The 11,752-nt window shown below is 50.9% G+C and carries 6 protein-coding genes; all 6 read left to right on the top strand.

The features are described 5' to 3' along the window. Window positions 1-10: 10 nt before the first annotated feature. The 6 genes from NSND_RS11980 to NSND_RS11950 all read left to right on the top strand — a co-directional run bounded on the left by NSND_RS11980 (window position 11) and on the right by NSND_RS11950 (window position 11,641). Complete coding sequence (locus NSND_RS11980; protein WP_080879225.1) at window positions 11-1,315, top strand: DUF2130 domain-containing protein; 1,305 nt, start codon at window positions 11-13, stop codon at window positions 1,313-1,315. Window positions 1,316-1,324: 9 nt separating this feature from the next. After that, window positions 1,325-3,955 (top strand): AAA family ATPase, encoded by a 2,631-nt coding sequence (locus NSND_RS11975; RefSeq protein ID WP_080879224.1) that lies wholly within the window; start codon window positions 1,325-1,327, stop codon window positions 3,953-3,955. Between the two features lie 175 nt (window positions 3,956-4,130). Continuing rightward, on the top strand, window positions 4,131-5,792 hold the full coding sequence (locus tag NSND_RS11970; protein ID WP_159450765.1) for an ATP-dependent nuclease: 1,662 nt from the start codon (window positions 4,131-4,133) through the stop codon (window positions 5,790-5,792). Between the two features lie 2 nt (window positions 5,793-5,794). Continuing rightward, on the top strand, window positions 5,795-7,519 hold the full coding sequence (locus NSND_RS11965; protein ID WP_080879222.1) for a site-specific DNA-methyltransferase: 1,725 nt from the start codon (window positions 5,795-5,797) through the stop codon (window positions 7,517-7,519). After that, window positions 7,516-10,194, top strand: coding sequence for a DEAD/DEAH box helicase (locus tag NSND_RS11960; RefSeq protein WP_200810522.1), 2,679 nt, complete (start codon window positions 7,516-7,518; stop codon window positions 10,192-10,194). The genes NSND_RS11965 and NSND_RS11960 overlap by 4 nt, the downstream gene beginning before the upstream one ends. 262 nt (window positions 10,195-10,456) lie before the next feature. After that, the gene (locus NSND_RS11950; RefSeq protein WP_080879219.1) at window positions 10,457-11,641 is read left to right on the top strand and encodes a PDDEXK-like family protein; all 1,185 of its coding nucleotides are present in this window, start codon (window positions 10,457-10,459) and stop codon (window positions 11,639-11,641) included. The last annotated feature ends 111 nt before the right edge of the window (window positions 11,642-11,752 follow it).

Genomic DNA, 11,752 nt, shown 5'->3' with positions numbered 1-11,752 from the left:
GAGGACGGCTATGAGTGAACCAACCATCATCTGTCCCAATTGTAAGACCGAGATCAAACTCACGGAGTCTCTCGCCGCTCCGTTGATCGAATCCACACGCCGCGAATACCAGAAGCAACTGGCTCAGAAAGATGCCGACGTGGCGAAACGCGATGCTGCATTGCGCGAGCGAGAAGTAGCGCTTACCAAGGCGCAGCAGACAATCGATGACCAGGTTGCAGAAAAACTCAAACTAGAGCGGGGCAAGATTGCGGTTGAAGAAGCGAAGAAAGCGAAGCTGATTCTCCAAACGGATATTGACCAGAAGACGCAAGCCCTTGCCGATCTCCAAGAAGTCGTCAATCAGCAAAACGTCAAACTGACTGAGGCGCAGAAAGCGCAGGCCGATCTCCTTCGGAAACAACGCGAGCTGGACGACGCCAAGCGTGAATTGGAGCTGACGGTTGAAAAGCGGGTTCAAGAGGGACTCGCGACCACCCGAGAACAAGCGAAGAAAGAGGCCGAGGAAGGGCTGAGGCTCAAGGTCATGGAGGCGGAGCAAACGATCTCTTCCATGCAGAAGCAGATCGAGGAGTTGAAGCGAAAGGCTGAGCAGGGTTCGCAGCAGCTTCAAGGGGAAGTTCAAGAACTAGAGCTGGAAGCCCTGCTGCGTGCGAAATTCCCACGGGATACGATTGAGCCTGTCCCCAAAGGAGAGCATGGCGGTGATGTGCTGCAGCATGTCGTCGGACCGAACGGGCAACCATGTGGGACGATCATCTGGGAATCGAAGCGAACCAAGAACTGGAGTGACGGCTGGCTGGCTAAGCTTCGTGAAGATCAGCGGGCTGCCAAAGCTGAGATTGCCGTGATTGTGAGCCAATCGCTCCCCAAAGAAATAGAAACATTTGGGTTGGTCGAGAACGTCTGGGTGACACATACTAAAACAGTACTTCCAGTTGCTCTCACGCTCCGCCACACGCTTATCGAAGTCGCTTCAGCCCGCCAAGCGTCCGAGGGGCAGCAGACGAAAACGGAAATGGTCTATCAATATCTCACTGGGCCTCGATTCCGTCATAGAGTCGAGGCAATTGTCGAGGCGTTCTCCTCTATGCAGGAGGATCTCGATAAAGAGAAGAAGGCCATCATCAAACAGTGGGCCAAGCGTGAAGAACAAATTGATCGGGTGATGCAGGCAACGGCAGGGATGTATGGAGACCTGCAGGGAATTGCAGGAAAGACGATACAGGAAATCGAGGGGCTAGAATTACGTGCTCTGAATCCACCTGCCTCTCATCCGACCGACGCAGATGATCGAATTGGTAATGAGGGATAGCGCGCAATTATGTCACTACTGACTGATATTCTTGTTTGGTCTAGCGCAAACCTCTTGCCTTGGCAGCGCGATGCCCTTCGACGCTTATTTCAATATCAAGAATGCAGCTCGCAAGACATTGATGACTTGTATGCAACGCTCAAGTCTGCCCGAGGATTGCCTGACCCCCAAAATCGCCAGCCAAGTCCACTCGCAGCAGAACATCTTCCTGTACAGTCTGCCGGTCCCGGCGTTGTGGTTCTTAATGCCCTTCGAGAGTTAAAGCACGTCAATAGAATTGCAGATGGCGAGAAACTCACCTTCGGACCTAAAGGGATCACAATAATCTACGGCGGCAACGGTTCAGGAAAGTCTGGGTACTCTCGTGTGCTAAAGCGAGCTTGTCGTGCGCGTGACGTCTCGGAAACCATCCATGCCGATGCGAGTGATCCGCAGTCCAGTGGGAAAGTCCCGGAAGCAATTTTCGACGTTACGGTGGGCACAGTCCAGAAATCGCTTAACTGGAAACGCGATAGTCCAGCTCCTGAGGAGCTTTCAACGATAGCTGTGTTTGATGGACGATGTGCTCGTGAATACCTGGACGAGCAGGATGTTGCCTACCTTCCCTATGGTCTCGACATATTAGAAAATCTCGGTCAAAAGGTTCTGCCCGAACTATTGCGCCGATTGAACAGCGAAATCGAATCGACAAACACGGACGTTGCTCCTTTTGCTGATCTAATAGGAGACACATCGGTTGGGAAAGTAATCGCATCTCTGAGCGACACTACAAATAGCGAGCTGGTTAAGAAACTGGCAACTCTCACAAAATCAGAAACGAACCGACTAAACGAGCTAGAAAAGACCTTGGCGGAAAATGATCCGAAGACCAAGGCAAAAGGATTGCTGCTCTCAGCCCAGCGCATCGATGGTCTCGCTTCTCGCATTGACTCAAGCCTTCCCTACGTCGATGAAGCGGCAGCCGAGAAGCTCAAAGCATGCGATAGCGAGACAGAAGCTGCGATTAAGGCTGAAGTTCTAGCTGCGGAGAATCTTCGAGCCGGGGAACCCTTACTGCCAGGGACAGGTGATCTGGCGTGGAAGACTCTCTTCGAGGCTGCGCGTAGTTTCTCCCTGGACTCCGCCTACCCGAGTGAAGCCTTTCCACATGTGTGCTCAGGGGCGAAGTGTCTGTTGTGCCAGCAGCCGCTGAACGAAGATGCGGCGAATCGCATGCAACGTTTTGACGGCTTCCTGAAGCAAGAGACTGCCAAGGTGGCTACGGACAAGCGCCAGCAGCGCATGTTAGCTGACCAGAGACTTACCAAAGCCTCTCTTGCTTTCGGATTGGATGAACCGCTTATCGAAGAACTCAAGCAATTGGATCTGGCCGTGCTTCAGAGTGTCGAGGCTTTTGAGAAGCAGGTTGAGGCACGAAGAACATGGCTTCGGGGCTCTCTTAATACACATAATTGGGATAGCCCTTACCCATTGGATTTGGATCCACGGCCAAGGCTGAGAGAGATTTCCAAGACATTGCGTGATCAGTCTGGGGATCTAGAGAATGCGATTGATCAAAATCTCAGGAAGTCCTTCGAGGCTGAACGTGCTGAACTTCGTGCTCGAGTGAGTCTGTCCCCCCGATCTGAAGCCGTGCAAGATCTCATCCGTAGAATGAAGGTCAAGGCAACGTTGCTTAAGTGTAAAGATGATCTGAAAACGAAAGCGATTTCAGATAAGGCAAAGGAATTTGCGAGTCAAGCAGTCACAGCCGCACTGAAGACAGCACTCGATAAGGAATTTGAAGTTTTGGGAGTCGGGCATATAAAGACCAAGCTCATCGAGCGTGTTGAGAAAGGGAAGATGAAACACAAGTTAGTGTTAGCACTTCCCCTTACCACCAAATTGGATGAAATCCTGAGCGAAGGAGAACAGAGGGCGATTGCAATTGGCTCTTTCTTAGCCGAATTGCACTTGGCTGGTCACGGTGGTGGGATTGTGTTTGATGACCCAGTTTCCTCACTTGATCATCACCGACGGCTGCGAGTGGCGCGTCGCCTTGTCGATGCAGCTAAGCAGCGTCAGGTTATCGTGCTGACACACGAGACTGTATTTTTGTGTGAATTGCTTGATGCAATCGAGCAACAGAACATTGACTACCAAATGCACCATCTTGAATGGGCAAACGACCACCCGGGCCATGTCATTGAAGGTCTCCCTTGGGAGCATATGGACTATAAGGACCGGCTAAATAAGTTGGAAGAGGAGCACAAGCAATTAGAACAAAGTTGGCCAGCCTACCCCAACGAGGAAGAACGCTCAAGAATGCGAAGACAATACAGTCGCTTACGTGCCACCATTGAGCGCATTATTCAGGACGTTGTGTTTAATGGAGTCTTGCACCGCTACCGGGACAGAATCAGCATTGATCGACTTAAGCAAGTAGTGGGCTTTACAGAAGCTGAGCTTAAAGAAATTGAAAGGCTTTATAAAGCGTGTTGCGAGGCAATAGATTCTCACGACGCTTCTTCTATAAAGAATGAATCTGTCCCTACAGCCAAGCAGCTGGGACAAGATATTAGAGACGTGAGAGCACTTGCGAAAGCAGTCAAAGACAGGGGTAAGAAAGCACCTGTGACCAACGCCGGAGCATCATCCTAGACATGGCCAGCAACCGTACAAAACTCGAACTCACTTGGATTGGAAAAGAGAATCGGCCGAAGCTGGAGCCACGGATTCTGCTGGAGGACCGCGAGAAGTCCTCCCACGCATCGCACGGTGTCACCAACCATGATCTACTGGTTAACCGGCTTACTCTGAAGTGAAGATATCTCGTGTGCAAATACAAAACTTTCGAGCTCATAAGAGCACTGAATTGGAGTTCGCCGACCATCACGTTTTAGTTGGCGAAAACGGATCGGGCAAGACGGCCATTCTTGAAGCCATAAATTACGCCACATCTACTTACTATCTTTCATCTCGATTAGATGAGCAGGATTTCAATAATGCCGATGCAGACGCCATAAAAATCAGGGTCGAGTTTGACAAGCCCTTCGCCGTCAAAGTTCCAGATGGCTATACTCACCAGACCCTTCTTGCTCAATCGGTAGAGTTAAATGTCAAACGCCGTGAGAAGGCAGCGCCCAGCAAGGCCTTTTCTGATCCTTTTGTTGTTTCCCATCTCTGTTCTCCGATTACCTATCAGAAGAAGCAGGAGATCAACGAACTTACCCTCCCAGAGAGTATGTCATTGGATGATTTGCCTTTATATGTTGTTGAGACAGACCAAGGGTTTTCAGTTGGGAGAAAGTCTGGAACTCCGATGAACCTGCGACGAGATAGCGTTTCACTCGCCAACGATCTAGTGGGGTTCCCCAATGTCTTCTATTTTGATCGACACCGAGAACGAGAGACAAAAGTGGGCTTCAATTCTCTTTTCAGTAAGATCGCCAAGGATCTCAATTGGCGCTACCGCAAGGATTGGTTTCAAGAGCAAGCAAAAGAGAAATGGGATGCTTACTACGAAAGTGTAATCAATGTCGTTGAAGACCCAAAGAAGAGCAAAATTCTTAGCCCTTTGAGAAAACAGTTAAGCGAGTTCCTTGGGGAGGGATTTGAGTCATTGGAAATATCTCTGCTCAATATTGAACAGCCTTTCACTAAAGGGTTTTTGTCATTTCGGGAAGGGTCGAACCAGGTAGATTTGGAGGGGGCAGGATCTGGCATTTCCATGCTTGTCGCCCTCATGCTCCTTGAACAAGTCAGTGAACGCGCTGGAGATGATTTAATTCTGTTGATCGATGAACCGGAGCTTCACCTTCACCCCCAGCTACAATTGAAACTTGCCAACCACCTATGCCAGTCATCTGCACAAACGATCATGACCACTCATTCTCCCTTGTTCATTGACCTGGGGAACTGGAAAAGTATCTCGCGGATGACCTGGAAGGATCAGTATCCCAAGAAGGAGAAGCTCGCGGTAACGCTTGGATCGAAGACTATTGCTGAACACCTCAACGATATACCCAAGTATGGGTATCATCAAACAGCGTTCGCCTCGAATGATAGCGATATTTTCTTTGCCCGGAAGGTGCTTCTTGTGGAGGGACCGGTTGAGAAATACGGGTTGCCCAAGTTGGCCGCAGTAATAGGAAAACAGTTCGATCAACTCTCAATCATAAGTTGTGATGGAAAAGAGAAGATTCCCCATTACGCAACGATCTGCCATGCATTCGCGATACCAGCTTTTGTGCTTTTTGACCTGGATAGCAAGAGCGAGGCGGAGGCTGGGAACCAGAAGATCGTTGCGGCATGCGGAGAGTTTCCCGTTCAATATTTCGAATCGTCCTTCGAAGACTTGCTGGGTGTGGGCGGGGATGTTAAGCACAAGGCGGGTAAGGCTATAAAGAAGATTGACGAAATGCAGACCAAAGATTCTATTCCAAAAGTAATTCAGGCAGTCATTACTGCGATTGAGAAATGGTCTAATACAAAATAGTCATGACTATCCGAAAACATAAACTAGAACTCACCTGGATTGGGAAGGAGAACCGGCCGAAGCTGGAGCCGCGGATTCTGCTGGAGGACCGCGAGAAGTCCTACCACGCATCACACCGTGTCACCGAGCATGATTTATTCGACAGCCGGCTCATCTTTGGCGACAACCTATTGGCACTCAAAGCGCTCGAACAGGAATTTACTGGGAAGATAAAGTGCATCTATATCGATCCTCCGTTTAACACCGGACAGGCGATGGAGCACTACGATGACGGGCTCGAGCATTCTATCTGGCTTTCTCTAATCCGAGATCGAATTGAGTTGCTATATCGCTTGCTGACAGATGACGGAACGATAGTTGTTCACATCGACGACAACGAACTGGGTTACCTGCTAGTCCTTATGGATGAGGTGTTTCAACGCTCTAACCGGATTTCAGTCATCACATTCAAACAGGGAGCTCCGACCGGCCACAAAGCGATAAATCCAGGCTGCGTCAGCACCACTAATTTTCTAATAGTTTACTCTAAGCAAAAGGCCTTGTGGCGACCCAACCGTGTGTTCGTCGGACGAGAACGTGACAAGCGCTACAATCAGTTTCTTCTTAATCCAGACGAAGCGTTCGAGAGATGGAAATTTGTCACGCTCACACGCGGATTCGCTCAATCGCGTGGCATTACAGAGAAAGAGGCTCGGTCCAGTCTCAAGGCGCGACCGGATCTTCTGGAGGAGTTTGTCGTCGAGTTTGCAAACAATGTTATCCGTTTTGCCCAGCCAGACTATGATGCTGTTAGTAGTGCCGCAAGAGAGCTGATCGACGAATCTTCAGCGAATCCTGAGAATATATTTAAACTTCCCCGTGAGGAGCACTCTGATATGTATTTTGTCGGAGGTGAACGAATCCTGTTTTACCGCGACAAGCTCAAAAGCATCGATGGCAAACTCGTAGCTGGAGAACCGTTGACGACACTTTGGGATGACCTGCTTTCTAATAATCTCCACAATGAGGGTGGAGTAGCTTTCCCAAAGGGTAAGAAGCCTGAGTCGCTCCTCAAGCGAATACTTGATTTAACGACGCGTCCTGGTGACTGGGTTCTAGATTCCTTTGGAGGATCGGGAACAACTGGAGCTGTCGCCCATAAGTTAGGTAGGCGCTGGATCATGATAGAACTGCGTGAACACTGCGACACACATATACTACCTCGGATGCGAAGTGTTATTGACGGCACAGATACTAGCGGTATTACAAAAGCCGTGGGTTGGAAAGGTGGAGGTGGATTCCGCTACTACCACCTTGCGCCGTCCCTCCTGGAGAAAGATAAGTGGGGTAACTGGGTTGTCAATAAAGCCTATAATCCGGCGATGCTGGCTCAGGCCGTCTGCAAGTTGGAAGGCTTTACCTATGAGCCGAGCGATTCCGTCTATTGGCAGCAGGGCCATTCGACTGAACGAGACTTCATCTATGTCACGACTCAGAACCTGAGTCACGATCAGTTGCAGGCATTGAGCGATGAGGTTGGCGAAGAGCGGTCGCTCCTAGTGCTGTGCCCTGCTTTTCGAGGTAAGCCCGATAAGTATCCCAATCTCACGGTCAAAAAGATTCCCAAGACCGTGCTCTCTCGCTGCGAATGGGGCCATGACGATTACAGTCTGAAGATCGAGAACTTGCCCAAAGCCCCGATTCCGTCTGGCCAAATGGAACTGCTTGGCGAAGAGGCGAAATCATGAATCGACATGTCAACGCGATCGCTGGACGATTAAGTCTGCGCCATCCGCAACGGCACTCGCTGGAGATTCTCGATCGCATCACGGAGATCGCCCCTCCTAAGAAGGGAGCAGACGTCGCGGCCTCGCTGGCAGCAATCAAGAGCGAATTCCCGAATGTCACTGACTTCGAACGGGATTTTCCCTCTCTCTGTTTTGCGTTGGCTACTGGCGTTGGCAAGACAAGGCTCATGGGAGCCTTCATCAGCTATCTGCATCTTGCCCATGGCATCAATCACTTTTTTGTCTTAGCGCCGAACCTGACCATCTACAACAAGCTGATTACCGACTTTACTCCGAATACATCGAAGTATGTCTTTGGCGGGATTGCCGAGTTCGCGACCGAGCCGCCAACGATCATTACGGGAGACAACTACGAGTCCGGTGTGGCGGCTCGTCACACACCCTTGCCAGGTTTTGGGCAAGAGGTTCACATCAACATTTTCAATATCTCGAAGATTAATTCGGAAGTCCGAGGCGGGAAAGCGCCACGGATCAAGCGCTTGTCTGAATACATCGGCCAGAGCTATTTCGAGTATTTAGCGGGTCTCGACGATCTTGTGTTGCTCATGGACGAATCCCACCGCTATCGGGCGTCGGCGGGTGTGCGGGCCATTAACGAACTCAAACCAGTCCTTGGGTTAGAGCTCACGGCTACTCCGTTTGTGGAGTCCCCCAAAGGCCCGGTGCCATTTAAGAACGTGATCTATGACTACTCATTGGCCAAAGCGATGGCCGATGGGTTTGTCAAAGAGCCGGCGGTGGTCACCCAGAAGAATTTCAACCCGAGTCAGTTCAATGCCGCTCAATTGGAGCAGATCAAGTTGGAAGATGGCGTACGGCTTCACGAGAACACCAAGGTGGAGCTGGAAACCTACGCAAGGCAGACGGGGCAGCGTGTAGTGAAGCCCTTTATGCTCATTATTGCCCGCGAGACGACGCATGCGGGCCAACTGATGCAGCTGATTCAGTCCCCCCAGTTTTTTGAAGGCCGATACAAAGACAAAGTTATCCAGGTGGACTCCAGCAAGACCGGCGCAGAAGAGGACGAGATGGTTCAGCGCCTCCTTGCCGTCGAAAGCCCGGATGAGCCGACCGAGATCGTGATTCACGTGAACATGTTGAAGGAAGGCTGGGACGTCACAAACCTCTACACGATTGTCCCGCTGCGAGCTGCTAACGCGAGAACCCTTATCGAGCAGTCTATTGGACGCGGTCTCAGGCTTCCCTACGGCAAGCGGACTGGGGTCAGTACCGTGGACCGCCTGAACATCGTGGCCCATGACCGGTTCCAAGAAATCGTTGATGAAGCCAACAAGCCCGACTCCATGATCCACCTGACGCAGGTGATTCTCGACCCGGCAACTGATCTACAAAAGACACGAACCGTGGTCGCGCAATCAAAGATTGAAGAACAGTTGCACGGGGCCTCCCTCACTGGCCCTGCTGGTGGGCCACCGCAAGCCACTCCTATCTTTTCAGGAGAGATCGAGCGAGGAATCGCGCAGGCGGCATACAAGGTCATACAGAAATACGAGAACCTGCCGTCTTCGAATGACCTCTTGAAGCCAGAGATTCAGGCACAGATTGTAGAAGAGGTGAAACAATCCGTGACGCCAAGTCAGCAGGCCCTGCCGGGCATGGCTACAGTCCCGAGCATTGCGGAGGTTGTCGCTAAAACGGCGCAACTAGTCGTGCGGCAATCGATCGATATTCCACGGATTCTTGTCGTGCCGCGGGGTGAGACGACCACCGGCTTTCATGCCTTTACCCTGGACTGTTCAATTATCCACTACCAGCCTGTCGAACGGGATCTGCTGATCCAGCACCTTCGGACCCATGAGCAGGAAACCTTGAGCTTTGGTGGACGGATGCAACCGGAGCAGCGGCTTGAAGATTATCTGGTCCGAGGCCTCGTTGATTTTGATGACATCAGCTACGACGAGCACTCTGATTTGCTGTATAACCTAGCCGGGCAATTGGCCTCACACCTCCGCTCATATCTTTCCGAAGAGGATGCCAGGAATGTCCTCATTTACCATCAGAAACAGCTCGCCGCTTTCGTCCATGCTCAAATGCAGGAACATCATTGGGAGAAGGCTACGGGTTACGATGTGGTGGTGAGTAAAGGGTTCACGGACTTGAAGCCTAGTGCCTATACAGCGAGAAATGGTGAACCCGTCCAGGACTTTCGTCAGACCGTCGAGGATCGGAGCCGGATTTCGCAGATGCTCTTTGGCGGATTCCAGCGCGGCCTCTATTCCGTCCAGAAGTTTGACTCCGACACCGAACGACGGCTGGCCATTATCCTAGACCGAGATTCCCAGAAGTGGTTCCGACCGGCCTCAGGACAATTCCAGATTTCCTATAAGCAAGGGATCTCGCAGCACGACTACCAGCCGGACTTTGTAGCCGAGACATCGGACTGCATTTACATGCTCGAGCCCAAAGCTAAGAACGAGATGACCTCGCCGGATGTGCTTGCCAAGAAAGAGGCTGCTGTCACCTGGTGCACCCGCGCCACGACGCACGCCCTCAGCAACGGCGGCAAGCCGTGGAAGTATGTACTCCTTCCGCACGACATGGTCGACCAGAATATTACACTGTCAGGATTGGCAACGCAGTTTGCTGTGAGCTGAGGGCGAATGAATCTCAATTTCGTCATGGCTGTCCCTGCAAAGGGCTGGACCCAAGCGTGTGCATTTTGCGGAGTAGCAATCTCCGATGGGCAGGAGAACGTCGAGGTTGAATCAAAGTGGGATACCCTCGACGGAAGCTCTTTCCTCTTTCGCCGCGTGTGGCATCAGCACTGCCACACGCAGTATTGGGATGAAGGTGAAGAGACATGATTGGCTCAGACGGCGACCACGCTGATCTATCGGATACCGTAGGCGGAGCGCTATGAAAGCAGAAGAAGTCGCTCTGCTGGAACGGTTCGTTCTTGATAACCCAGACCTTGAGCGGCTTGAGGCAATTCTCGACGAATTTAACCCCTTCGTCGCAATGAGGTGGACCCGACAGGAAACCCGTCACTCTTGTTTTCTGCGATGGCTTTTAGATCCTTCAGAAACACATGGCCTGGGCCCCTACTTTCTACGCCAGTTCGTGAAATATATTGCCTCGATATCCAATCAGCCGGCCAGCTTGTCTGTTGTAGATTTGGACAGCTGGTCCTACATGACCACCCAGGTATTGACTGAGTGGAACAACATCGATCTCCTCATCCGTGACGATACCCACAAGCTTATAGTGCTCATTGAAAACAAAGTAGACAGCAGTGAGCACAGCGATCAGCTCAATCGATACCGAAGTCTTATAGAGAAGCAGTTTCCACAGCATCACAAATTCTTGGTGTATCTGACTGTCGATAGCGAAATAGCCTCCGATGGGGCTTTCATTGCCCTTGGATACCCAGATCTCATACGGCTAGTGAGCGATACGATCAAAAGACGACAGGATCAGATGCATCCTTCTGTAAGCGCATTCATGGAGTCGTATGTTGAGATGCTGAGGAGGCATATCGTGGAAGCTTCAGAAATTCAAACGCTGTGTGAAAAGATCTACAAGACGCACAGGCGTGCTCTCGAGATCTTGTTCGAATATCAACCGGACCGAGCGTCTGAGCTTAAGGACTATCTTATCGGCTTGATCGGAAACGTAGCGCATTTGCAGGCAGACTACAGTTCCAAATCCTATATCCGTTTCATGCCCAAGTCTCTGGACTTTCTTCCCCTACACGGAGAGGGGTGGACTCTGTCCAAACGTATGATTCTTATTGAGATTGACCAGTCAGGAGGCGGGATCAAACTCAAACTATTACTCGGGCCTGGTCGACAGGAAACCCGTAAGCGCATTTATGCCTTTATTTCCAAGCAACCAACTGTATTCAATCGTGCTGGAACAAAGTATTACCCACGCTGGTGGTCATTCCATAGTGAAAATTGGGTGACGAAGAAAGAGTACGATGAAAATGACATCGAGGATCTTAAGCAGCGCATTAGCGCCAGGTTTGGAGAGTTTATCACCGGTGAATTGAGACAAATGGTGAAGGTCATTGAAGGTCTACGCGGAGAGTCCTGGGACTAAGTTGAAGTAGGGCTCGCGAGGCAGAAATGGTGACAGGTTTCTTGATTGCCAAGATGATTCACGTACCTGTTTAACCAATAGCCCTCCTTCAGTAGTTCATGTGCAGCGAGA

This window comes from Nitrospira sp. ND1, assembly GCF_900170025.1.
Taxonomy (GTDB): Bacteria; Nitrospirota; Nitrospiria; order Nitrospirales; family Nitrospiraceae; genus Nitrospira_A.
The sequence above is the reverse complement of the archived record's forward strand: the minus strand, read 5'-3'. Positions and strand labels throughout refer to the sequence as shown.

Excerpts from the sequence above, each read along its gene's own strand:
- NSND_RS11980 (WP_080879225.1), top strand. The coding sequence starts at position 11 with ATGAGTGAACCAACCATCATCTGTCCCAATTGTAAGACCGAGATCAAA.
- NSND_RS11975 (WP_080879224.1), top strand. The coding sequence starts at position 1,325 with ATGTCACTACTGACTGATATTCTTGTTTGGTCTAGCGCAAACCTCTTG.
- NSND_RS11965 (WP_080879222.1), top strand. The coding sequence starts at position 5,795 with ATGACTATCCGAAAACATAAACTAGAACTCACCTGGATTGGGAAGGAG.
- NSND_RS11960 (WP_200810522.1), top strand. The coding sequence starts at position 7,516 with ATGAATCGACATGTCAACGCGATCGCTGGACGATTAAGTCTGCGCCAT.
- NSND_RS11950 (WP_080879219.1), top strand. The coding sequence starts at position 10,457 with ATGAAAGCAGAAGAAGTCGCTCTGCTGGAACGGTTCGTTCTTGATAAC.